The 23,272-nt window shown below is 74.1% G+C and carries 23 protein-coding genes; 8 read left to right on the forward strand and 15 right to left on the reverse strand.

Features of this window, described 5'->3' with window-relative positions; all coding sequences use genetic code 11:
* Positions 1-176: 176 nt before the first annotated feature.
* A complete protein-coding gene (locus tag ACFO4E_RS26395; RefSeq protein ID WP_378579315.1) occupies positions 177-1,355 on the forward strand; it encodes a JmjC domain-containing protein in 1,179 nt (392 codons plus the stop codon).
* A gap of 4 nt (positions 1,356-1,359) precedes the next feature.
* On the opposite strand, the gene ACFO4E_RS26400 is transcribed toward ACFO4E_RS26395, so the two are convergent.
* A complete protein-coding gene (locus ACFO4E_RS26400) occupies positions 1,360-2,139 on the reverse strand; it encodes a TetR/AcrR family transcriptional regulator (protein ID WP_378579317.1) in 780 nt (259 codons plus the stop codon).
* A 139-nt stretch (positions 2,140-2,278) separates the two neighbouring features.
* Between ACFO4E_RS26400 and ACFO4E_RS26405 the strand changes: the two genes are divergently transcribed.
* Positions 2,279-3,001: a DUF2306 domain-containing protein gene (locus tag ACFO4E_RS26405; protein ID WP_378579319.1), complete on the forward strand. Its 723-nt coding sequence runs from the start codon at positions 2,279-2,281 to the stop codon at positions 2,999-3,001.
* A gap of 135 nt (positions 3,002-3,136) precedes the next feature.
* The gene (locus tag ACFO4E_RS26410) at positions 3,137-4,003 is read left to right on the forward strand and encodes a (2Fe-2S)-binding protein (protein WP_378579322.1); all 867 of its coding nucleotides are present in this window, start codon (positions 3,137-3,139) and stop codon (positions 4,001-4,003) included.
* A 30-nt stretch (positions 4,004-4,033) separates the two neighbouring features.
* Here ACFO4E_RS26410 and ACFO4E_RS26415 read toward each other — a convergent pair whose 3' ends face one another.
* The 8 genes from ACFO4E_RS26415 to ACFO4E_RS26450 all read right to left on the reverse strand — a co-directional run bounded on the left by ACFO4E_RS26415 (position 4,034) and on the right by ACFO4E_RS26450 (position 11,892).
* Positions 4,034-4,270, reverse strand: a complete 237-nt coding sequence (locus ACFO4E_RS26415; RefSeq protein WP_378579324.1) for a hypothetical protein — start codon at positions 4,268-4,270, stop codon at positions 4,034-4,036.
* 51 nt (positions 4,271-4,321) lie between these two features.
* Entirely contained in the window at positions 4,322-4,756 is a 435-nt protein-coding gene (panD, locus tag ACFO4E_RS26420; RefSeq protein ID WP_378579328.1) for an aspartate 1-decarboxylase, read from the reverse strand.
* A 143-nt stretch (positions 4,757-4,899) separates the two neighbouring features.
* Positions 4,900-5,112 (reverse strand): MbtH family protein, encoded by a 213-nt coding sequence (locus ACFO4E_RS26425; RefSeq protein ID WP_378579333.1) that lies wholly within the window; start codon positions 5,110-5,112, stop codon positions 4,900-4,902.
* Positions 5,113-5,153: 41 nt separating this feature from the next.
* Entirely contained in the window at positions 5,154-6,494 is a 1,341-nt protein-coding gene (locus ACFO4E_RS26430; protein ID WP_378579338.1) for a lysine N(6)-hydroxylase/L-ornithine N(5)-oxygenase family protein, read from the reverse strand.
* A 41-nt stretch (positions 6,495-6,535) separates the two neighbouring features.
* Positions 6,536-7,720: an isochorismate synthase gene (locus ACFO4E_RS26435; RefSeq protein ID WP_378579341.1), complete on the reverse strand. Its 1,185-nt coding sequence runs from the start codon at positions 7,718-7,720 to the stop codon at positions 6,536-6,538.
* A gap of 168 nt (positions 7,721-7,888) precedes the next feature.
* Complete coding sequence (locus tag ACFO4E_RS26440) at positions 7,889-9,103, reverse strand: AI-2E family transporter (RefSeq protein WP_378579343.1); 1,215 nt, start codon at positions 9,101-9,103, stop codon at positions 7,889-7,891.
* A gap of 115 nt (positions 9,104-9,218) precedes the next feature.
* Complete coding sequence (locus ACFO4E_RS26445) at positions 9,219-10,544, reverse strand: sensor histidine kinase (protein WP_378579345.1); 1,326 nt, start codon at positions 10,542-10,544, stop codon at positions 9,219-9,221.
* 169 nt (positions 10,545-10,713) lie between these two features.
* A complete protein-coding gene (locus ACFO4E_RS26450; RefSeq protein WP_378579347.1) occupies positions 10,714-11,892 on the reverse strand; it encodes a CobW family GTP-binding protein in 1,179 nt (392 codons plus the stop codon).
* 186 nt (positions 11,893-12,078) lie between these two features.
* On the opposite strand from ACFO4E_RS26450, the gene ACFO4E_RS26455 reads away from it, so the two are divergent.
* Both ACFO4E_RS26455 and ACFO4E_RS26460 read left to right on the forward strand, forming a co-directional pair.
* Positions 12,079-12,483, forward strand: coding sequence for an SSI family serine proteinase inhibitor (locus ACFO4E_RS26455; RefSeq protein ID WP_378579349.1), 405 nt, complete (start codon positions 12,079-12,081; stop codon positions 12,481-12,483).
* A 261-nt stretch (positions 12,484-12,744) separates the two neighbouring features.
* Positions 12,745-13,404: an IclR family transcriptional regulator gene (locus ACFO4E_RS26460; RefSeq protein ID WP_378579352.1), complete on the forward strand. Its 660-nt coding sequence runs from the start codon at positions 12,745-12,747 to the stop codon at positions 13,402-13,404.
* On the opposite strand, the gene ACFO4E_RS26465 is transcribed toward ACFO4E_RS26460, so the two are convergent.
* Both ACFO4E_RS26465 and ACFO4E_RS26470 read right to left on the reverse strand, forming a co-directional pair.
* Complete coding sequence (locus ACFO4E_RS26465; protein ID WP_378579354.1) at positions 13,395-14,165, reverse strand: TIGR03943 family putative permease subunit; 771 nt, start codon at positions 14,163-14,165, stop codon at positions 13,395-13,397. The two genes, ACFO4E_RS26460 and ACFO4E_RS26465, sit on opposite strands and share 10 nt — an antisense overlap.
* Positions 14,162-15,232 (reverse strand): permease, encoded by a 1,071-nt coding sequence (locus ACFO4E_RS26470; protein WP_378579356.1) that lies wholly within the window; start codon positions 15,230-15,232, stop codon positions 14,162-14,164. The genes ACFO4E_RS26465 and ACFO4E_RS26470 overlap by 4 nt, the downstream gene beginning before the upstream one ends.
* 218 nt (positions 15,233-15,450) lie before the next feature.
* Here ACFO4E_RS26470 and ACFO4E_RS26475 point away from each other — a divergent pair, with 218 nt between their 5' ends.
* From ACFO4E_RS26475 to ACFO4E_RS26485, 3 genes are read left to right on the forward strand one after another with little or no spacing between them, the layout of a single operon-like run.
* Positions 15,451-16,245, forward strand: a complete 795-nt coding sequence (locus ACFO4E_RS26475) for a 3-hydroxybutyrate dehydrogenase (RefSeq protein WP_378579358.1) — start codon at positions 15,451-15,453, stop codon at positions 16,243-16,245.
* 56 nt (positions 16,246-16,301) lie between these two features.
* Entirely contained in the window at positions 16,302-17,669 is a 1,368-nt protein-coding gene (locus ACFO4E_RS26480; protein WP_378579360.1) for an MFS transporter, read from the forward strand.
* 32 nt (positions 17,670-17,701) lie between these two features.
* A complete protein-coding gene (locus ACFO4E_RS26485; RefSeq protein WP_378579363.1) occupies positions 17,702-19,591 on the forward strand; it encodes a helix-turn-helix domain-containing protein in 1,890 nt (629 codons plus the stop codon).
* A 36-nt stretch (positions 19,592-19,627) separates the two neighbouring features.
* On the opposite strand, the gene ACFO4E_RS26490 is transcribed toward ACFO4E_RS26485, so the two are convergent.
* The 4 genes from ACFO4E_RS26490 to ACFO4E_RS26505 all read right to left on the reverse strand — a co-directional run bounded on the left by ACFO4E_RS26490 (position 19,628) and on the right by ACFO4E_RS26505 (position 23,251).
* Positions 19,628-20,179, reverse strand: coding sequence for a GNAT family N-acetyltransferase (locus ACFO4E_RS26490; protein WP_378579365.1), 552 nt, complete (start codon positions 20,177-20,179; stop codon positions 19,628-19,630).
* Between the two features lie 135 nt (positions 20,180-20,314).
* On the reverse strand, positions 20,315-21,808 hold the full coding sequence (locus ACFO4E_RS26495; RefSeq protein WP_378579367.1) for a DEAD/DEAH box helicase: 1,494 nt from the start codon (positions 21,806-21,808) through the stop codon (positions 20,315-20,317).
* Positions 21,809-22,076: 268 nt separating this feature from the next.
* Entirely contained in the window at positions 22,077-22,919 is an 843-nt protein-coding gene (locus ACFO4E_RS26500) for an enoyl-CoA hydratase/isomerase family protein (protein WP_378579372.1), read from the reverse strand.
* Between the two features lie 125 nt (positions 22,920-23,044).
* Positions 23,045-23,251, reverse strand: coding sequence for a helix-turn-helix domain-containing protein (locus ACFO4E_RS26505; RefSeq protein WP_378535129.1), 207 nt, complete (start codon positions 23,249-23,251; stop codon positions 23,045-23,047).
* Positions 23,252-23,272: the final 21 nt, after the last annotated feature.

Below are 23,272 nucleotides of genomic sequence, written 5' to 3' on the forward strand. Positions count from 1 at the left end.
GAGGTCGAGGACCTGGCCGCGGTGACGTCGCGGGACACCACCGCGGGCGGCGACAACGACGGCACGGACTCCAGCTCCGACTTCATCTGATTCCGACACACCCAGTCGACCGCGTGTCGACGGTCGCCGGAGGGGCTTCGCGCCTCCGGCGGCCCTTCGCCGTTGTGGAGGCCCCTGTGACCGACCGCCTGTTCACCGAGACGCTGCGCGCGGCCATCGGCGCCGACCGGCTCGACGCGCGCCTGTCGTCGGAGGTGCTGTTCGCCGACCTCGGCCCCGACACCGTGGGCGGGCTCCTGACGTTCGACGCCCTCGACGACATCCTCGCCACGCGTCCGCTGGAGCCGCCGCGAATCCGGCTGCACCGCAAGGGCAGCCCCGTTCCCGCCGCGCGCTACACCGAACCGGGCGAGACGTCGGGCGCGGCCCGCCGGCTCCTGCGCCCCGACGCGCTCTACCGGGAGCTGCGCGACGGCGCGAGCCTGGTGCTCGACGGGATCGACCGCCTGCACCCGCCCGTCCGCGAGGCCGCCGACGACCTGATGCGGCTGGTCCGCGAGCGGGCCCAGGTGAACCTCTACCTGATCTGGGGCGACTCCCACGGCTTCGACACCCACTGGGACGACCACGACACCTTCATCGTGCAGGTCCGGGGGACCAAGGCGTGGCAGGTGCACGGGCAGGGCACCCGCCCCTACCCGATGAAGGTCGACGCCGACCACGGCCACACCGCCCCGGAGGGGACGGTGTGGGAGGGAGTGCTGCGCCCGGGCCAGGTGCTGCACGTGCCCCGGGGGTGGTGGCACACCGTCACCGGCACCGGCGACGTCAGCATGCACCTCACCTTCGGCTTCACCCGCGCGACCGGGATCGACTGGGCGCGGTCGGTGCTGGACCGGCTGCACGAGGTCGAGTTCCTCCGCCGCGACCTGCCGCGCGCCGCCACCGGCGAGGAGCGTAGCGCCCACCACCGCGAGCTGCTCCGGCACCTGGTGGAGGCGGCCGAGCGGCACGGCGTGGACGACGCGCTGGCCGAGCGGGCGGACCGGTTCCCGCGGCGGCAGTCGTTCTCCCTGGAGTGGGCGGTCGGCGACGCCGAGCCCGGCCCCGGCACCCGGGCGGAATTCGTGCCGATCGTCGCCCCGCCGCTGGAGCGCGAGGGCGACCAGGTCGCGATCACGGTCTCGGGCAGCCGCTACCGGTTCCCGGCCGCGGCGGGGCCGGTGATCTCCGAACTCGCCCGGCTCCGCTCGGCGACGGCCGCCGAGCTCGCCGAGGGGACGGGGGCCGCGCCCGAGACGGTGGCGGCGGTGCTGCGCGCTCTGGTGCGCCACCATCTGGCGCTGCTGAGCTGAGCCCTCATCCCGCCGCGGAGCGGCGGGTGTGCGCGTGGATGCCGTCGAGCAGGCGCTGGAGGCCGAATTCGACGTCGGCGTCCATGTCGCCGCCCGCCGCCGCGTCCGCGGCGGGAGGGTCGAACACCCCGTCGCGCACCAGGCCGGCCAGCACCGGGAACGCGTCATCGGTGACCACCCCGCGCAGGGTGTCGGCGTAGTCGCGGTCGGCCTGGTCCGCGCTGATCCCGGCCTGCCGGCGCGTCCGGCTCATGTCCGCCCCCAGCCGGGCCAGGCCGCGCAGCGCGCCGTCGAGGAAGAGCATGGCGCCCAGGGCCTCTTCGGGCTCCAGGCCGGCGCGGGACAGCGGGCCGAGCCCGGCCTCCAGCCAGCTCAGCCCGCCGGGGCCGACCGGCGGTCCCGGAGCGTGCGCCTCCAGGACCCAGGGGTGCCGCTGGTAGGTGGCCAGCAGTGAGCGGGCCACGGCCTCCAGTTGCGCCCGCCAGCCCTCGATGTGGCCGACATCGGGCGCGCGGTCGACCGCGGTGTCGACCATGACCTGGATGAGCTGCTCTTTCGCCGGGACGTGGCGGTAGAGCGACATGGTGGTGTAGCCGAGTTCCTTCGCGACGCGCTGCATGGAGACGGCGTCGAGCCCTTCCGCGTCGGCGATGCCGATGGCGGCCCGCGCGATCCCGCCGAGGCTCAGCTTGGGCCGCGGCCCGCGCGAGGCGCGCGCCGTGGTGCCCCAGAGCAGCTCGACGGTGCGCGCCCGCCCGCCGGTGCCGTCGTTCACGCCTGCCATCGCCCACCCATCGCTCGGTTGACGCCCAGTTTAGAACTGTGTATGTATTACACATCAAGTGTATGACATACACAGATCGGTGGGCGCGGCCCGCACCCGGCCACCCGATCGCCACCCCACCGACCGCAAGGAGCCCTCCATGCCATCCGCACCCGCCCGGCCGGAACCGGGACCGCGCCGCCGCACCCCCGTCGTGTGGTGGCGCCGCCCCTGGGTCCTGCCCCTGGCGGTCGTGTGCGCGGCGTTCCTCGCCGTCTCGCTCCCGCCGTACCTGACGTTCGACCCCGGCCAGTCCCGGGTCGCCCCGCGCGCCGACGTCCCGTGGCACTACCCGGCCCTCGTGGCGCACATCCTGCTCGGCTCGGTGGTCCTGGCGGCCTCGTGCCTGCAGGTGTGGCCGCGGCTGCGCCGCCACCGGCCGCACGTGCACCGGTGGAGCGGGCGCGCCTACGTCGCGGCCGCGCTGCCGGCGGCGCTCCTTGCCCTGGCCGTCTCGCCGCTCGGCGCCATGGGACCGGCCCAGCACACCGGAAACGCGCTGCTCGCACTGCTGTGGTTCGGGTGCACGCTCGCCGGCTACCGGGCCGCCCGCGCCAAGCGGTTCGCCGACCACCGCGCGTGGATGGTGCGCAGCTTCGCCCTCGCCTGGTCGATCGTCGCCAACCGGGCGTGGCTGGTGATCTGTTTCGCCGTCGCCTCCCCCGCACTCGACACGCTCTACGGCGGCGACGAGGAGCTGATGCTCCAGGCCGCCGTGGGCGCCTCGGTATGGCTGAGCTGGGTCGTCAACCTGATGCTGGCCGAACGGTGGCTGCGGCGCACCCGCGCCGGCCCTTTGCGGCGGCGCGAGCCATTAGGGTAGCCTCATCTAACGGGATGGCGATCTTCCGGCGATGCCCCGCGGGGCCGCACGCGGCCGGCGGAACCGCCGCTGCACACGCCCCCGTCCACGACACCTGCCGCCGCACGCGGCTCGGGAAGGTTGGCTGAAGCAGAGATGGCCGTGGCTCAGGCACCATTGCAGGCCGTCGTCGACGCCTGCGCGCCGCTGAAGTTCGCGCCCCTGCCCGATATCCTGGCCGGCGACCTCGTCGTGCGCCGTGAGCACCCGGGCACCGAGCACTACTACCGCGCCGACCTCATGGTCGCCGAGGACACGGTCGGTGCGCTCTTCGACCAGATCACGGCCCACCACGGCCCCGGACACCGGCTGCCCGCCGCCACCCACTTCCTCAGAGCGCTGCTGCGCGAGCCCATCTTCATGGTCTCCGCGGGGATCTACCTCACCGGCCGCGCGGCGCTCCTGGAGCGGCGGCACCTGTGGTTCCCGTGGCTGTCCAACATCGGCTTCGGCACCCCCATGATCACCAGCCCGCGCACGGCCGTCCTGCCCGGCGACCCCGCGGCCGGCCACCCCGACTCCGTCGTGGTCGCCGACGACGACGCCCTGGACCGCATCGCCGCCGAACACCTGGTCGCGGCCTTCACGCCCGTCATCCACGCCGTCCACGCCCACACGCGCGTGGGCCTGCGCACCCTGTGGGGCTGGGTGCTCGACACCCTGCACTTCTACATGCTCAACCCCGCGCGGTTCCTGGGCCGCGACGCCGAGGCGGCGTGGGACCGCGCCGACCGCCTGGGCGACGCCCTGGTGCGCGCGGGCGCGGTCACCCGCGCCCGCCCCCGGCTGTTCCCCTTCTGCGCCGGCCACCCGCGCGGCACCTGGGCGGTCCGCGGCACCTGCTGCTTCGACTACAAAGGCGACCCTGAGCACGGGTACTGCACCACGTGCCCGCTCAAGAGCGACACCGACCGCCGCGCCGAACTCCGGGAGTGGCTGCGCAACCCGGCGCTGGCCCCCTGACCCGCGGCCCGGCCTCCGCCGCGGCGGGGGTCAGCCCCCGCCGTAGCGCCACCTGAGGAAGCCGTGCTCCCGCTCGACCCGGCGCATCTCGGCGTACAGGCCGTCGGGGTCGTGCGCGGAGACCACCGCTCCGCCGGGCGGGAGCGGCCAACGCGCGAAGGCCCAGTAGCGGCGCGTGTAGCAGCCCCACAGGACCAGCCACATGTCCTGTTTCTGCCACTCGATGTGGGCCGCGACGCTGCGCCGCTCGTGGTCGTCACCATCCATTGCGAATGGTGCATACCCCGGCGGCTCACTCCACGATCGGGCCGGATGTGGTCACCGTCCACCGCTGGACACGGGCGCGGCGGTGCGCCCGGAATCCAGACCGGAGCCCGGTACCGGCTCCGCGGGGTCGTCTCCCAGGTGCACGATCCGGTTGGCCGGGTCGACGTGCACCACCTTGGGCCGGTGCGCGGCCCGCTCGGCGTCGTCGACCTCGACGTAGGACATGATGATCACCAGGTGGCCGGGGCTCACCAGGTGGGCGGCGGCGCCGTTGACGCCGATCACCCCGCTGCCCCGCTCGCCGGCGATCGTATAGGTGACCAGCCGGTTCCCGTTGTCGATGTCGACCACGTGGACCTGCTCCCCCTCGACCAGGTCCGCCGCCTCCATGAGGTCGGCGTCGATCGTGATGGAGCCGACGTAGTGCAGGTCGGCGTGGGTCACCGTGGCCCGGTGGATCTTGCCGTTGAACAGTGTGCGACGCACGTGCTTCATCCTCGGTCTGTGCTGGGACGTGTCTACAGACCCCGTCAGGGGTTCCGTGCACCTCCATCATGACCCCGGCCCTCGGGCCGGGGAACCGGCGGGGTGGCCCGACCGGACCGCCCCGCCGCGCGGACCGGGGCGGCTCAGGCGCCGCCGGCGGCGGCGCGCAGGCTCGCCGGGCGCAAATCGGTCCAGTGGGTCTCGACGTACTCCAGGGCGTCGGCCCGGCCGGCCGGCCCGTGGACCGTCCGCCAGCCCTCGGGGACCGCGACGAACTCCGGCCACAGCGAGCACTGCTCTTCGTCGTTGGCCAGGACCAGGAAGGCGCCCTCAGCGTCGTCGAACGGGTTGGTCATACCGGCACTCCGAATTCTGGTTCCGTGGGATCGGCCGTACTCTAGCGGCCCTGCGCCGGAACGGTGGCGGCGCTCGGCAGGCGGGCGGCGACGGCGTCGAGGATCAGGCCGACCCGGACGGCGACGTTGGACAGCAGCGAGGACGAGATGCCGTGGGTGTGCTCGGTCCCGCCCTGGAGGTAGATGCCGCAGGTGAGCTCGTCGCTGGTGGCCAGCCGGTAGTCGCGTTCGACGGCGGGCCGCCCCTGGGGGTCGGTGACGACGTGGCCGGCGAGGTCGCCGAGGAGGTCGCGGGGGTCGCCCGGGCGGTAGCCGGTGGCGAAGACCGCGTAGTCGGCCTCGATGGGGGTCTGCTTGCCGCTGGGCAGGTGCTCGACGGTGACGGTCACGCCGTCAGGGCGCTCGTTCACGCCGGCGACCCGGGAGGTGTTGTGCAGCCGCAGCCGCTCCTGCCCGTTCACCTTGTCCTGGTAGGAGGCCCGGTACAGGGCGTCGATGAGGTCGGGGTCGACCACGGAGTAGTTGGTGTTGCGGTGGTAGCCCATGATCTCGGCCCGGACGTCGGCCGAGGAGTCGAAGTAGGTGTCGACGGCCTCGGGGTCGAAGATGCGGTTGGCGAACGGGCTGTCGTCGGAGGGGCTGTAGCCGTAGCGGGAGAACACTGCGTTGACCTCCGCTCCGGGGAAGCGCCGGTACAGGTGGTCGGCGACCTCGGCGGCGCTCTGCCCCGCGCCCACGACCACGAACCTGCGCGGCGCGGCGCCCGGGTCGAGTTCGCCCAGGCGGTGCAGCAGGTACTCGCTGTGCCAGACCCGCTCGCCCGCGGTGACGCCGTCGGGCAGGCGCGGGGACAGCCCGGGGGCGAACACGAGGTTGCGTCCGCGGCTGCGCTCCAGTGAGCCGTCGGCCCGCCGGGTGACGACGTCGAGCTGGGCGACCCGGCCGGCGGCGTCGCGGACGGGCTCGACCGCGACCACCTCGGAGGAGTAGCGCACCTGGTCGGCGACCCGGCCGGCGCACCAGGCGAGGTAGTCGTGGAATTCGGTGCGCAGCGGGAACAGGGTCTTGTGGTTGATGAAGTCGTGCAGCCGGCCCACCGAGCTCAGGTAGCACAGGAAGCTGAAGTCGCTGGCCGGGTTGCGCGTGGTGACCAGGTCCTTGAGGAACGACACCTGCATGGTGGCGTCGTCCAGCAGCATCCCGCGGTGCCAGCCGAAGTGCTCCTGGCGCTCGTGGAACACCCCGCTCACGGCGGGGACGGCGGGGTCGGCCGCGGCGCGCTCCCGCTGTTCGCGCAGGCCGATGGCCAGCGCGACGTTGGAGGGCCCGAATCCGATCCCGACGATGTCGTGGGAGGGCGGAGGCTGCGGCGTGGAGGTCACGTTCGTCCTTTCGGTGGGTGGTGCGTCGGCCGGCGTGCGCGTCAGAAGGACTGGTTGATGCCGAGCGCGAGCAGCAGGGTGCGCAGCTTGGCCGAGGTCTCGGCGAGTTCGGCCTCGGGATCGGACCCGGTGACGATGCCGCCGCCCGCGAACAGGTCGAGCGTGTCGCCGGCGACATCGGCGCACCGGATGGTGACCACCCATTCGCCGTCGCCGCGGGCGTCCGTGTGCCCGACGGCCCCCGTGTAGAAGCCGCGGTCGAACGGCTCGGTGGCGGCGATGGCGTCGCGGGCGTCGGCCGTGGGGGTGCCGCACACGGCCGGGGTGGGGTGCAGGGCGCGGGCCAGGTGCGCCGACGGCGTCGCGGGGTCGTGCAGCTCCCCCGAGATCCGGGTGGACAGGTGCCACATGGTGGCGGTGCGGACGAGTTCGGGCTCCGGGGGGACGCGCAGCGACCGGCAGAAGGGCCGGAGGCCGTCGGCGACGGCGTCGACGACGACGGCGTGCTCGTAGCGGTCCTTGTCCGAGGCGAGGAGCGCCACGGCGCGCCGCTGGTCCTTGGTGGGGTCGGCGCTGCGCTGCGCGGACCCGGCCAGCGGGTTGGCGGTGACGGCGGCTCCCTTCTTGGCGACGAGCAGCTCGGGGCTGGCGCCGATGAGGGTGCGCGCGCCCGGGCCGTCCGCGGGCAGGTCCACGGCGAAGGTGAAGCCCGAAGGGTCGCGCCAGGCGAGGTTGCGCAGCAGCTGCGGCACGTCCACGGTCCCGGGCCCGGTGAGCCGCAGCGACCGGGCCAGCACCACCTTGCGCAGGCCGTCGCCGGTATCGGCGTCGGCGAGGAGCTCGAGGATCCGCTCGACCCCGGCGACGTGGTCGGCGGGGCCGGGGACGGGCCGGGCGGACCACGGGCCCGGCAGGGGCCGCTGTCCGCGGCCGGAGCGGTGCCCGGACGCGAGGGCGGGGGCGCGGCGCAGGACCTCGGGGACCACGATGCGGCCGGGAGCGGCGCCGTCGAAGGGGATGGCGCCGATGGCGATGGGGGGCGTGCCGCCGTCGGCGCGGGTCTCGCGGAGCACGGCCACGGCGTCGCCGAGGTCGTCGACGGCGGCGAGGGCGCCGTGGCCGAGGAACGCCCCGTGTGGGGAGGCGAAGAAGGATGCCCCGGGCCGGTAGGCGGCGAGCAGGTCGGCCGCGTCCGGGTCGGGTGTCGCGGCGCGCTGGTGGAACACCGATCGGCCTCTTTTCCGCACTGGTCAGGTGGTTGGGGGAGGGACGGGGGTCGGCCGCGCGGACGCCGGACACGGTGCCGACGCCGTTGGATAGGACAAGCAAACCTTACGAAGGTTAACCTTACCTAAGCAAGCGGGCAAGTCGCACAGAACAGGGGACGCCGCGCCTCAGCGCTCGTCGAGGCGCGGGAAGACGACCTGCTTGAGCACCAGGGTCACGGCCGCCGCGACCGGGATGGCGATCAGCGCCCCCACCAGGCCCAGCAGCGCGCCCCCCAGCAGCGCGGCGGTGATGGTCACCGTGGGTGCGACGTCGACCGAGCGGCGCATCACGCGCGGCGCGATGACGTAGCTCTCGATCTGCTGGTAGACGAGGAAGAACACCAGGGTCACCGCGCCGAGGCGCAGGTCCCCCAGCCCCACCGCCAGGGTGGCCGCGAGCGCGCCGATGGTGGTGCCGATCAGCGGGATCAGCGCGGTCACCGCGACCACCAGGGCCAGGGTGAGGGCGTATCCGGAGCCGATCGCGGTCAGGAACACCAGTGCGACCACCCCGCCGATGAGCGCGACCAGCAGCTGCCCCCCGATGTAGCCGCCGACCCGGGCGATGATCTCATCGCCCAGCTCGCGCACCCGCGCCCGCCGCGAGCGCGGCACCAGCCGGTAGGCCACCTCGGTGATGCCCGGCAGCGATGCCATGAAGAACAGCGTCAGGACGAGCACGGTGAAGGTCGCGATGAGCGAGTTCAGCACGGCCTGGCCGAAGCCGAAGACCCCGCCGAACACGCGCTGCCCGAAGTCGGCGCTGGAGACGAACTGCTGGGCCTGCTCCAGCACGTGGAAGCGCCGCTCCAGGTCGCCCAGGAACCGGTTGTCGCCCAGCCGCCGGACGTAGTCGGGCGCGTTGGCGATGAACTCGCCGAACTGCTGTGTCAGCGGTGGCACGAGCGTCCACACGAACCCGGTGACGAACGCGATCAGCGCCACGCAGACGGTGAGGATCGCCGCCCAACGGGGCAGCCCCCGCCGGTGCAGGGACTCGATCACCGGGTTGAGGCCCACGGCCAGGAAGAGCGCGACGAGGATGTTGACGAACAGGCCCTGGGCCCCGATGAGCGCCTGCACCAGCAGCCACGCCGTCAGCACGCCCAGCGCCCCGGTGAACCCGAGGGTGAAGTAGTTCAGCCGGCCGGTCCCCGGGAACGGGGTCCGCTGGGCCCGGTGCTCGGCCGCGGCCATCACCGACGCGGCCGGCACACCGGGGTGCTCCCCGGTCTCCGCAGGGGCGTGCGCCCGGGGTCCCGGGGCCGCCGCCTCTTCGCCGCGGTCACCGCCCCCGCTGCCGTCTCCCCGGCCGCTCTCCTCGGACCTGCCCTGGGCCATGTGGCATCTCCGCACGTCAATGGTGAGCCTCACGCTAGCGGAATCGGCGCCGCAAAGGGCGGCGCCGCACGGAGCACTCCGCACGTACACCGGCGGGGCCCGCGGAGCAGCGCGGTCAGCGGCCGCCGTCGTCGGCGGGCGGGAGGGTCAGGGTCATCACGGCGCCGCCGAGGAGAGGGCTCTCCCCCGCGGTCAGCGTGCCGCCGTGCGCGATCGCGATCTCCCGGCAGATGGCCAGCCCCAGCCCGCTGCCCTCCGGATCGCGTTCGCGCGACTCCTCCAGCCGGGCGAACCGCTCGAACACCCGCTCGCGCTCCTCGGGCGCGATCCCGTTGCCGTCGTCGTGGACCTCCAGCACCGACCGGCCCTCCCGCGAGCGCACCACCACGGTGACCCGTCCCTCGGCGTGCCGGCGGGCGTTGACCAGGAGGTTGTCGAGCAGCCGGACCAGCCGCAGGCGGTTGCCCTCCACGACGACCCGCGGCTCGGCGTCCACCCGGACCCCGGGGCCCTCGTCGGACCGGGCGGCCTCATCGGCGGCGAGCACACCGAGATCGACCGACGTGCGCTCGGTGGCGACGTCGGCGTCGATCCGGGCGAGCTCCAGCAGGTCGCCGACGATGCGCTGGAGCCGTTCGACGTCGGCCAGCGCGTCCGCCAGCGCCTCCCGCGGGTCGCCGCCGCCGGGGTCCTCCAGCTCCACCTCCAGCCGTGTGCGCAGCCCCGCGATGGGGTTGCGCAGTTCGTGCGAGGCGTCGGAGACGAAGCTGCGCTGGCGGGCGAGGGAGGACTCCAGCCGGTCCAGGGTCTCGTTCCCGGTGCGGGCGAGGTCGGCCAGCTCGTCTTGGGAATCGGGCACCGTCAGCCGGTGGCCGGGCTCGGAGGCGCTGAATCGCTCCAGATCGGCGCGGATGCGCTCGACCGGGCGCAGGGTGCGCCCCACCCCCACCCAGGTCAGCCAGCTCGCCGCCCCCAGCAGCCCGATTCCGAACACCCCCAGCAGGATCTCCAGGGTGTGGCCGGTGAGGAGGGTGGGCTGGCGGGTGGCGGCGTAGACGACGACGTCGCCGTAGGCGGTCGCAGTCGTGTGGATGCCCACGACCGTGTAGCAGTCCTCGCCGTTGCCGATGCAATAGCCGCTCTCCACCTGGGAGTCCCTGCCCCTGGGGTTGAGGTCGCTCATCGGCGGCGAGTGGTCCATGACGGCGCTCTCCGCGACGACGCGGCGCTTCTGGTCCACGATCTGGAACCGCACCACGCCGTTCTGCGGCGGGATGGCGCCGGGGAAGCGCTTGTCACGCGCCTCGTCGATGACGGCACGCGCGCTCTCCGATGCCCGGTCGATCAGTTCGCGCTCTGTCGTGCGCCGGCCCACGACAGAGGTGGTCGTAAAGGCCAAGGCGACGAAGATGGCGATCAGGATCACCGATCCCGTCGTCACGCGTGCGCGGATCGACCAGGGTCGAAACCGCCTCCGCTGCGCCATTGGCCTCCAGCTCCCCGCGTGCGACCGATGCCCCGGCATCCTTCCCGGGAATCGGGAAGGGCAAGGTCAGGTGCGTTCCAAGAATGCGTCGGCCGGGGCGCGGGGAGGAGTGGGGGCGGCGTGCTCAGGCGGCGGGGCCGAGGACGTCGGCGAAGGGGTCGTCGGCGCGGTCGGCCGCGGCCCCGGCGGCGATCTCCTCCTCGGTGAGCAGGCAGGAGTCGAGCAGGCCGACCAGCCGGTCGGTGTCGAGGCCCACGCCGGTGAAGGAGATGCACTGGCAGCGGTCGCCGCATCCGTCGGACCAGTCGAGGGAGGCGGCGGCCCGGCGCTGGTCGGAGACCAGGTCCCAGGCGGCGTCGGGCAGCGAGGCCAGCCAGGGGCCGGCCGGCTGCACGGCCAGCGACGTGCCCGCCGCGTCCCACACCAGCAGCGTGTCGGGGTGGCTGGCCAGCCAGAACCGGCCGCGGCTGCGCAGGGAGGCGCCCACGACGTCGTCGAGCGCCGCGTGCAGCCGCGCGGGGTGCATCGGCCGGGACCGGCGCCAGGTGACCGTCCGGACGTCGCCCATCTCGCAGTGGTCGGGCGGCTGGGCGGTGGCGGGGTCCATGCGCGCCGCGGCGGCGTCGGTGTCGAAGCGGCCGCCGGTGAGGTCGATGAGCGGGGCGCGCTCGACGGACACGACGGCGGCGGCCGGGTTGAGCTGGGCGAGCACCGCGGCGCACTGGGCGCCCACCGCCGCGTCGCGCGCGGCGCCGTAAAGGGCGAGCGCGGTGGGGTACTCGATCTGCTGGGCCAGGACCTCGGCGACCGTGCGGTCGTCGGCGGTGGCGATGGCGAGCCCCCGGCCGGCCATGTCGTCGGTACTGGAGAGGTCGGCCACGAGCCGGTCGGCGGCGACGGCGGTGATGACCGCGGCGAGGCGGAGCCAGTGGGTGACGGGGCGGCCGTCGACGACGGTGCGGGTGAGCGCCTCGGCGATGAGCCTGGGCTCCACGCCGTCCCAGGACTCGACGATGTGGAGGCCGTACCCGCCGGTCTCGGCGAGCCGGCAGAGCAGCGGGAGGAGGTCCTCGCGCAGGGTGCAGGAGGCACAGGCGTGGACGAGGTCGACCGGGACGCGGTCGACCTCGCCCCAGCGGTCGCGGACGACCCGTTCGACGCGGCCTTCGGTGATCCGGCTGAGGTCGTGGTGGACGGCGATGGCGCCGGGGTCGGCGAGCAGCAGGCGGTCGACGGCGCGTGTCCGGGCCTCGGGATGCAGCCCGGCGACCAGCGCCACCCGTGCGGGCAGGGCCGTGGTCATCGGCGGAACCTCCAATGAGAGGAGAGGGCGAGGATGATGAAAATGATTATCATTATCCTAACGCCTTCGAGCGACACCCCGACACACGCCGCGTGGATTTCCCCCGAAACCAGCACACACGACGCTCCGTCACGATTTAATGACTCCTGGTATTGGATCATCGCCCATGACACACCAGGAGAGAACATGCGGAAGCAGCGGACGTCGGCCATGATCGCGACCCTGCTGGCGGTGGGCGCCGGCACGCTGGTCGCACCCGCGGGCGCGCAGGCGCACGAGAGCCCCGGCGCGACCCTCCAACTATCGATGGAGACCGGCAAGGACTCCGGGGGCGACCGGTCGGCGGTCACGCTCGACTGCAACCCCAGCGGGGGCTCGCACCCGGAGGCCGATTCCTCCTGCACGTCCCTTGAGGCCGTCGGCGGACGCTTCGCCGACCTTCCCACGCGCGGGCAGGTCTGCACGATGGAGTACCGCCCCGTCACGGTCCGCGCCTCGGGCCGGTGGGACGGCGAAACCGTCGACTACACCGAGGAGTTCGCCAACCCCTGCATCGCCGCCGACAGCACCGACGGCGTGTTCGGGTTCTGACCCCCGCCCGCACCGGCCGTCCCCCGCTCCGGGGGACGGCTGGTGTGCCCGCGTCCCGGGCCGCACAATACTGAAAAGGAACCTTTCAGTAGAGGGCGGGCGGTGGCGCGGTGAGCGTGGCGGGTCCGGCCGAGGGGCCTCCGGGGTCCCGGCGCAACGCGTCGATCTCGCTGCGCCGCGCCCTGGCGATCCTGGAATACGTGCGCGCGCTCGGGCGGGGAGGGCCAGGTCACGCTGACCCTGCTCGCCGAAGCGGTCGGCGTGAGCAAGAGCTCGGTCCTGCGGTTGGCCGCCCCACTGCTGGAGACCGGCCTGCTCGTCCGCGACCGGCGGACGGGCCGGTTCCGGCTGGGGCCCGCGGCGCTGGCACTCGGGTTGGCCTACCTCGACCAGCTCGATCTGCGGTCGGTGGCGGCACGGCACCTGCGCGAGCTGGCGCGGTGCACCGGGCACGCCTGCCACCTGGTGGTGCTGGAGGGCCGCGACGCCGTCTGCGCCCTGACAGCGGGCGCCGCGGCGGCACCGCGGACGCCGGCCGGGCTGCGGATACCCGTCCACCGCTCAGCGGCGGGCAAGGCGATCCTGGCGTTCGGCCCGCCGGATCTGGTGGACGACGTGCTCCGATCCGGCCTGGCCCGCGCGACCGCGAAGACGATCACCGACCCCGACGCGTTCCGGGCCGAGCTGCGGCGGGTCCGCCGGCGCGGATACGCCGTGGCGGACCGCGAGAACGACCCCGGGGTGCGCTGTGTGGCGGCTCCGGTGTTCGACCACGACCGCGAGCCCGTGGCGGCGGTCGGCGTGGCGGCGTCGCCGCGCGGGCTCCCGGTCGCCCGGGTACGCGAACTGGGCCCCCGGGTGGCCGCGGTCGCCGCACGGATAACGGCCGGCCTGGGGACCCGTCCCGGAGCTCACTCGTAGGGGTCGGGCGGGTTCTCGACCGCGGTCATCTCCTCGACGGTGAACCGGTGGTCGCGCACGCTCTGGAGGTCGCCGGCGGGCTCCTGCCAGGTGCCCCGGACGGTCCACCAGGAGTCCTTCTCCGGCTCCTCGGTCCCGGGGAACTCCGTGACCAGCACGCGGTTGACGATGGCGTCGGCCGCGCAGCACGACATCTGGAGCCGGGCGAGGTACCAGCCCTCGTCGGGACCATCGGGGTGGGGGACCACGAACCCGGTGAGTTCGATGGTGCGCTCCGCCATGGCGCGGTCGTCGTCGGTCCAGGCGCGCATGACGAACTCCTGGATCTTGAGCTCGACGGGGGCGGAGGAGGCGGGGTCGCCCAGTTCGTCGAAGTCGCCGGACGCGGACTCGTCCGGCGGCGCGGAGGAGGCGGCGTTCTCGGCCGTGTAGGCGCCGAGCGCCGGCGGCGCGATGACGAACACCGACACCACCGGCAGGAGCAGCAGCCAGGCGACCCGGGGGGCGGTCGCGTGGTCGTGGCCGCCGTGCTCCCCGTGCCCGTGGCCGCCATCGTCCGCGCCCTGCTCGCCCCGGACCACCAGGCGCAGTTCCGAGGCGATCACCGCCAGGCCCAAGAGCGCGAGCACGGCGCCGGAGGCGACCAGGAACGGCTGGAACCACGCCTGCACGTAGTTGAGGTAGAGGTCGGTGAACACGGTGCTGGTGAGGGCGGCCGTTCCGAGCAGCACGAGCACCATGCCCTGCGCGATGCGGTTCACAGGAGCAGTCCTCCGATCAGGAAGCTGAAGGCCAGGGTCGCGGCGAGGGTCAAGGGGACGAACCGGCGGACGAAGCCCCAGCCGAACGTACCGGCCTGCAAGGCGATGAGCTTGAGGTCGACCATGGGCCCGACCACCAGGAACGCGAGCTTGGCGGTGGGCGAGAACTCGGTGAGGCTGATGGCGACGAACGCGTCGGCCTCGGAGCAGATGGACAGCAGGATCGCCAGCAGCGCCAGGACCAGCACCGACACAACGGGGAGATCGGCGACCGCGGACACCCATTCGCGCGGGACGATGACGTTCAGCGTGGCGGCGGCCAGCCCGCCCACGATCAGGAAGCCGCCCGCGTGCATGAGGTCGTGCACCATCGACTCCTGGAAGACCCGCCACTTGGGCGCCGAGGGGTCGTGGTGGACCCGGGGCGGGCGGAGCCAGTCGGTGCGGCCGAAGCGCGCCCAGACCCAGCCGACCACCACCGCCGCGCCCAGCGAGGCCGCGAAGCGGGCGGCCACCATCTCGGGCTGGCCGGCGAAGGCGACGGCGGTGGCCACCAGCACGACCGGGTTGATGGCGGGCGCGGCCAGCAGGAAGGTCAGCGCCGCGGCGGGGGCCACCCCCCGCTTGATCAGGCCGCCGGCGACCGGCACCGACGCGCATTCGCAGCCGGGCAGGACGGCGCCGGCCAGGCCGGCCACCGGGACCGCGGCCGCGGTGTTGCGGGGGAACACCCGCTGGTAGAAGGACGCCGGGACGAACGCGGTGAGCGCCGCCGACAGGGCCACGCCGAAGACGAGGAACGGCAGCGCCTGGAGGCTGATCGCGGTGAAGATGGTGGCCCAGGCGAGGAAGGCGTCGCCGGTGAGGGCGTCGGAGAGCCAGGCGTTGCCGAAGGCCAGTGCCATGAGGAACACCGCGAAACCCCACACCGTGGCGACGCGCCGGGGGCCGCGCGGCCGCCCCCATTCGGCGGGCGGGAGGTCGTCGCGGGCTTCCCAGTCGCTGACCAGGGAGTCACCCAGTGAGGAGGTCGCGGGGGGGACCGATCCCGCGGGCTTGTCGGACACGCTTGTTCTCCGTCGTCGTGGTGGGTTATCCCGCATAGTACCGAGAATCGTTTTCATTGCGGCCGTATCCCCCGGCGGCCCCGTCCGGCGCGTCGGCCGCGGGACGGGGCCGCCGTGCGATCCGCCCCCGGCCATGTGGGTGCGCCACATGCGACCGGCGGCGCACATGGGGCCGACACATATGGCGTGGGTCACATCACGCGTTTACCGTTCCGGGCATGGATATCCCTGACGGCCGCGGCGCGGCCCCGGACTCCCCCGCCGCCGGGCCGGACCTGCGGGGCCGGACGGCCCTGGTGACCGGTGCCGCCGGCGGGATCGGGCGCGCGTGCGCGCTGCGGCTGGCGGCCGCGGGCGCCCGGCTGCACCTGACCGACGTCGACGCCGGGGCCCTCGCGGACGTCGCCGCCGAGACCGGCGGCACCGCGCACCCGGCCGACCTGACCGACGACGCGGCGGTGCGGGGGCTGCCCGCCGAGGTGGACGTGCTCGTCAACAACGCCGGCGTGCAGCACGTCGCCCCGATCGCGGAGTTCCCGCCCGACGTGTTCCGCCGCATGCACGCCCTCATGGTGCACGCCCCCTTCCTGCTGATCCGCCGCTGCCTGCCGCACATGTACGCGGCGGGGTGGGGGCGGATCGTCAACATCTCCTCGGTCCACGGCCTGCGCGCCAGCGCCTACAAGTCCGCCTACGTCTCGGCCAAGCACGCCCTCGAAGGGCTGAGCAAGGTGGCCGCGGTCGAAGGCGCGCCCCACGGGGTCACCAGCAACTGCGTCTGCCCCGGCTACGTGCGCACCCCGCTCGTGGAGCGCCAGATCGCCGACCAGGCGCGGGCGCACGGCCTGTCCGAGGCCGACGTCGTCGACCGGGTGCTGCTGGAGCGCTCGGCCGCCAAGCGGCTCGTCGACGCGGAGGAGGTGGCCGAGGCCACGGCGTGGCTGTGCACCCCGCACGCTCGCGGCATCACCGGTTCGAGCCTCACCATGGACGGTGGCTGGACCGCGACCTGACCGGCTCCGCACACGCCGGACCGCACACCCCTGCCCCGCTAGGAAAACGGTGCCCCATGCCCCAGATCCCCCCGACCCCCCGGGCGTCCCGCCCCGGCCGCGGCGCGGAGCGCTCGACGCCGTTCCACCGGGTCGTCACCGCCAGCCTGATCGGCACCACCATCGAGTGGTACGACTTCTTCCTCTACGGGTCCGCCGCCGCCCTCGTCTTCAACCACGTGTTCTTCCCCGAGTCGGAACCGCTGATCGGCACCCTGCTGGCGTTCACCACCTACGCGGTGGGGTTCGTCGCGCGCCCGCTGGGCGGGCTGGTGTTCGGCCACTACGGCGACCGCATCGGGCGCAAGCGGCTGCTGGTGATCAGCCTGCTGATGATGGGCGGCGCCACCTTCGCCATCGGCCTGCTGCCCACCCACGCCGCGGTGGGCGTCGCCGCTCCCCTGCTGCTGACCCTGTTGCGTGTGGTCCAGGGGTTCGCGCTGGGCGGCGAATGGGGCGGGGCCGTCCTGCTGGTCTCCGAACACGGGTCCCCGCGGCATCGGGGGTTCTGGGCGGCGTGGCCGCAGGCCGGCGTCCCCTGCGGGAACCTGCTGGCGACCGCGGTGCTGGCGGTGCTGGCCGTCGCCATGTCCGACAGCGCGTTCCTGGCCTGGGGGTGGCGGATCCCGTTCCTGCTCTCGGGCGTCCTGGTCCTGATCGGCCTGTGGATCCGCCTGGCGGTCAGCGAGTCCAAGGTGTTCCAGGAGGCGGCGGCGCGCTCGGAGACCGAGGGCGCGACCGAGCGCGCGCCCATCCTCGGCGTCCTGGTGCACCACTGGCGCGAGGTGCTGGTGGCCATGGGCGTGCGCATGGCGGAGAACATCTCCTACTACGTCATCACGGCGTTCATCCTGGTCTACGCCACCCAGGAGGCGGGCATGCCCAACGGGCAGGTGCTGAACGCGGTGCTGGTCGCCTCGGCGGTGCACCTGGTGACGATCCCCGCGTGGGGGGCGCTGTCCGACGCGTGGGGGCGGCGGCCGGTCATCGCGATCGGCGCCGCGGGGGTCGCCGCGTGGGGGTTCGCGTTCTTCCCCCTGATCGACATCGGCACGTTCGGCTCGGTCACCCTGGCCGCCACCGTCGGCCTGGTCCTGCACGGGGCGATGTACGGTCCGCAGGCGGCCTTCTTCTCCGAGCTGTTCGGCACCCGGGTGCGCTACTCGGGCGCGTCGATCGGCTACCAACTCGCCTCGATCGCCGCGGGCGGTGTCGCCCCGCTCATCGCCACCGCGCTGCTCGCCGCCTACGGGTCGAGCCTGCCCATCGCGGTCTACGTCGCCGCAGCGGGCGTCCTGACGCTCGTGGCGGTGTTCGCCTCCCGGGAGACGCGCGGGAGCGACCTGGCCGCCGTCGGCGAGCCCCGCCCCGCATCGGCCGGGTGACCACCGATGTCCGGCATGCGACGATCGGCGGCATGAACGCCTCCTCCCTCGCCGCGATGCGCCGGCTCCTCGACCTCCTCGACGGCAGTGCGCCGGTGGAGGGGTTCGGGGGGCCGGCCGCCCTGCTGCGGGCGCAGGCCGCCGCGCCCGAGGAGGTCGCCGAGGTGGAGGCCGCGACCCTCGTGGCGCTGCGGCTGCACGGCAGGCTGGCCCAGCACCGCCGCCGCGAGGCCCAGCTGACGGCCCTGTTCGAGACGTCCGGCGACCTCGCCGCCTCCCGCGACCTCGACGGCGTGCTGCACGCGATCGTGCACCGGGCCCGCCACCTGCTGGGGACCGACACCGCCTACCTCACGCTGGACGACGAGGAGCGGGGCGACACCTTCATGCGGGTGACCGACGGGTCGGTGTCCCCGCTGTTCCAGCGACTGCGCCTGGACTACGGGGCGGGACTGGGCGGACTGGTCGCCGAGACCGCCGCTCCCTACGCGAGCGCCGACTACCTCAGCGACGAGCGGTTCGCCCACACGGGGACCATCGACGCGGGCGTGGCCGATGAAGGGCTGGTCGCGATCCTCGGGGTGCCGCTGCTGCTGTCCGGCGAGCGGGTGATCGGCGTGCTGTTCGCCGCCGACCGGGCGGCGCGCACGTTCACCCCCGACGAGGTGGCACTGCTGTCGTCCCTGGCGGCGCACGCCGCCATCGCCATCGACAGCACCAAGCTCCTGGCCGAGACCCGCGCGGCCCTGGACGAACGCAACCGCGCGCACGCCGGCCTGCGGGCCACCCACGCCGCGATCCAGCGCGCCGAGGCCGCGCACGACCGCCTCACCGGACTCGTGCTGCGCGGGGCCGGCCCCATCGATGTGGCGACCGACGTCGGAGCGGTGCTGGGCGGCGGGGTCACCGTCACCGACCCCGACGGCCGCGTCCTGGCGTGCGCGGGCCTCGCCCCGGCCGCCCCGATGGCCGACGCCGTGCGCCGGTCGCGCGAGGAGCGCCGGGCCGTGGCCCAGGACGGAACGTGGGTGTACGCGCTGTCGGCCGGGCCCCAGCCGCTGGGCGGCCTGCTGCTGACGGGCCGCCCCGACCTGGACGACGCCGACCGCCGGATGTTCGAGCGGGCGGGGGTCGTCACCGCGCTGCTCCTGCTGCTGCGCCGCTCCGCGGCGGAGGCCGAGGACCGGGTCCGCGGCGAGCTCGTCGGCGACCTCGTGCTGGGCAACGGGCGCGACCCCGGCGCGCTGTCGGCACGCGCCCGCCGCCTGGGGGTCGACCTCGACGCGGACCACTGCGTGCTGCTGGCGCACGCGCCCGGGGTCCCCCGGGCGCGGCTGGCCGAGTGCGCCCGCCGGGTGGCCTCCGCCGCGGGCGGGCTCAGCGGGCAGGACCGGGACCACGTCGTGCTGGTCGTCCCCGGGTCCGACGCGTCGGCGGCCGCGCGGCGCATCCGCGACGAGCTCGCCGCCCACGCCGGCGGGCGGGTGACCGTCGCCGGCGGCGGGCCGGCGTGCGGGCCGCCGGCGGTCCCCGGCGCCCACGCCGACGCCGACCGGTGCATGCGGGCGATGCACGCCCTGGGCCTGGAGGGGCGCGGCGCGGCAATCGCCGACCTGGGGTTCGCCGGCCTGCTGCTGGGCGAGGGTCACGACCTGGCGGGCTATGTCCGGCGCACCCTCGGCCCGGTGCTGGACTACGACGCCCGCCGGTCGACGGAGCTGCGGCGCACCCTGGAGGAGTACTTCGCCCGGGGGCGCAACCTCGGGCGCACCGCGGCGGCCCTGCACGTCCATGTCAATACGGTGTCGCAGCGCCTCGACCGCGTCGCCGACCTCCTCGGGGCGGACTGGAACGCCCCCGGCGGGGAACTGGAGGTCCGGATCGCCCTGCACCTGCACACGCTGAGCCGCGGCTCCCCGTGACCGGGGAGGCGGCCCCCGGGCCGCGGCGCCGGGCGCTCAGCCCCGCGCCGGCCCGGCCGCGGCGGGGTCGCTGCGGAGGAGGTCCATGAGGAGGCCGTCGCGCCAGGCGCCGTCGACGTGGTCGAGCCAGTACTCGCGCAGCACGCCGACGCGGCGGAAGCCCGCCTTCTCGTAGGCGCGCACGGCGGCGTCGTTGCCCAGGGCGGGGTCGATGACCAGCCGGTGGTGGCCCCGCTCGGTGAACAGCCAGCCGGCGAGCAGCCGGATCGCGTCGACGCCCAGCCCGCGCCCGCGCAGCGCGGGGTCGATGAAGAGGTCGATCCCCGCGTGCCGGTAGCCGGGCTCGCTCTCCTCGTAGAACTGGATCATCCCGCGCACGGCGGAGTCGACCAGCACCACATAGCGCCGGGCATGGTCGGCGGGCGCGGTGAAGTCCTCCCCGTTCCACCAGCGCCAGACCTCGGGCAGGGCCACGATCCGGTTGAGCTCGGGGCCGTCGCCCGGCTCCCAGGGGCGCAGGCTGACGCGCTCGCCGGTGAGGGGGACGGGCTCGGCATCGCCGCGGGGGTCCTGCGCTGCGCTGAACACCGGCTCATGCTATCGAAGGCGCGGTGCCGCACCCCGCTGCCGGGAACGCGTGGCCGCCCCCGGATACGACGCCGCCGGGCGGCCGCCGCGGGGTTCCGCGGCGGCCGCCCGGCGGGTGTGCTCGGGTCGGCCCGGTCAGGAGCGCGGCGCGCCGGATCCCTGGCGGTCGCCCCTGTAGCCTCCGCGGCCGCCGCCCCGGGGGGCTCCGCCGCGGGCGTCGTCGCGGTACGGGCGGCGCTCGCCGTCGAACCGGCGGCCCTGCTCACCACGCTGCTCGCGGGCGCGGAACTCGCCGCCGCCTTCGCGGCCCCGGCGGTCGTCGCGCTCGCCGAAGGAGCGGCGCTCCCCCCGCGGACGCCCGCCGCCGTAGCCGTTTCGGCGCTGGCGGGGACCGCCGTTGCCGCGTCCGCGGCGCGGGCGCTCGGGCTCCGGGGGCTCGATCCACGGCTCCCACGAGGGCTCGCGGGCCCCGGTGACCTCGGACAGCAGTTCATCGCCCGGGTTGACCAGGTGCTGCTTGGCGTCGACGCCCGCGTCGCCCAGCAGGCGGCGCGCCATGCGGCGCTGGTTGGGCGCCACCAGGGAGACCACGCGGCCGGACTCGCCGGCGCGGGCGGTGCGCCCGCCGCGGTGCAGGTAGTCCTTGTGGCCGGTGGGCAGGTCGACGTTGACGACCAGGTCGATGCCGTCGACGTGGATGCCGCGGGCGGCGACGTCGGTGGCGACCAGGGCCTGGATGCGGCCCTCGCGGAACTTCGCGAGCGTCTTGGTGCGCACGCTCTGCGTCTTGCCGCCGTGCAGGGACGCGGCCGGGACGCCGGCGTTGACCAGCTGCTCGCTGATGGTGTCGGCGCGGTACTTGCTGCGCACGAACAGGATGGTCCGGCCGTCGCGCGCGGCGATCTCGGTGACGATCCGGTTCTTGTCGCGGGGCAGCACCTTGAGCAGGTGGTGCTCCATGGTGGTGACGTGCGAGACCGGCGGGTCGACCGAGTGGGTCTGCGGCTCGTTCATGTACCGGCGCACCAGCTTGTCGACGTCGCCGTCGAGGGTGGCCGAGAACAGCAGCGTCTGCCCGCCCGGGCGCACCTGGTCGAGCAGCTCGCTGACCTGCGGCATGAAGCCCATGTCGCACATCTGGTCGGCTTCGTCGAGCACCGAGATGCCGACGTCGTCGAGCTCGCAGGCGCCCTGCTCGATGAGGTCGCTGAGGCGGCCGGGCGTGGCGACGAGCACCTCGACGCCGCGGCGCAGCTCGTTGATCTGGCGGGTGTAGGAGCTGCCGCCGACGACGTCGCCGACGTTCACGCCCAGGACACGGGCGTAGGGCAGCAGGGCATCGCGGACCTGGTGGGCGAGCTCGCGCGTGGGGACCAGCACCAGGGAGCGGGGACGGCGCGGGGCGGCGCGGCGCTCGCCGGCGCGCACCAGCAGCGGGAGCCCGAAGGCCAGCGTCTTGCCCGACCCGGTGCGGCCGCAGCCGAGCACGTCGCGGCCCGCGAGGGCATCGGGGATCGTGGCGGCCTGGATCGGGAACGGGGTGGTGACGCCGCTCTGCGCCAGCTTCTCGACGATCTTCTCGGGGAGTCCGAGATCACCGAAAACCGGACATGCAGGATTATCCGTCAAGTGACGTAAACCTTCCTCATCAATCGGCGGCGTCTCGAAGAAGGCTCCACGGCCACTCGGGCACAGCGAAGAAATCACACAAACGCGCCGGATACGCGACACGGGGGCGGCGATTGAAGCTCCCCCGGCGCCAAGCGGCCCGGCGCGCCGGATGCGCGCAGCATGAATTGACCGCCTTCAGCAGGGTACTAGACATCGATAGCCAACGGGGACGGGAGGCGGGAAATTCCCCCGGTGATCCCCGCCTCGCCGCGGGCCCGCACCCTGCTCAGCCTGCGGGGGGACCCGAAGCGCCCGGAGCGCCCTGGCGGGCGAGGGCCGTGAGGCGGGCCACCTGGGCGCGCCGCTCGCGGGCGGCCTGCTCGGCCGGGTCGCTGCCGACGGCCTGCTGGAGCAGTGCCTTGGTCGCCGCGGCGGCCTCGGGCGGGGTGGCCAGGAGAGCGGCCACCAGGTCGTCGACGGCGCGGTCCAGGTCCGCGCCGTCGACGACCAATTCGGCCAGCCGGAGGTCGCGCGCCTCAGAGGCGGAGACGCTACGCGCCGTCAGGCACAGCTCGATCGCCCGGCTGAGGCCGACGATGTCGACCAGGGGCTTGGTCCCCGTGAGGTCGGGGACCAGGCCGAGGGCGGGCTCCTTCATGCACAGCCGCGCGTCGTCGGCGAGCACCCGGAGGTCGCACGCCAGCGCGAGCTGGAACCCGGCGCCGATCGCATGGCCGCGCACCGCGGCGATGGAGACGATGCCGGGACGGCGCAGCCAGAGGAAGCCTTCCTGGTACCCGGCGATCGCCGCCTCCAGTGCGGCTTCGCCTCCGGGTCCCGCGCCGAGGTACCCCATGAGCGAGGGCTCGCCTTCGACCCCGTCGGGACCGAACATGGCGAGGTCGATCCCTGACGAGAACGACGGCCCCTCACCCTTAATCACAACAATTCGGACAGATGCGGGCAGGGTCTGGCCGACATGGGCCAGTACCGTCCACGTCCGCCCGGTCATGGCATTGCGCCGCTCCGGCCGCGCCAGCGTGATCGTCGCGACGCCGCCGGCCACCCGTAGCCGCAGCCCGGCCTCCGCCAACTGGTCCTCTGTGGGGATCGCCGCCTCCACCGTCATCCGCCTCCGTACGTCGTGCGCCCGGAAAGCGGGCGCGGTCGAGTCCACCGTCGACGATCACCCACCGTGACCCGCTACCGAACCATCCCCTGCGAGCGGGTGTCCTGGAGGGCCGGGACCAATGGTCAGCCGCGCCGCGTGGCCCCGCCGCGACCACGCAACGTCACGCCCGCCTCCGTGAGGAGGCGGTGCACGAATCCGTAGGACCGCCCGGTCGCTGCGGCCAGGGATCGGATGCTTTCCCCATCGTCGTACCGTCTCTTCAGCTCAGTGGCGAGTTCCGAACGCTCGGTTCCCGTCACCCGGGTGCCCTTTTTCAGGGTCTCGGCCACGACGTCCTCCTGTGCTCTCGG

Origin of the sequence: Nocardiopsis mangrovi (genome assembly GCF_042653925.1) — a bacterium.
GTDB lineage: Bacteria > Actinomycetota > Actinomycetes > Streptosporangiales > Streptosporangiaceae > Nocardiopsis_B > Nocardiopsis_B mangrovi.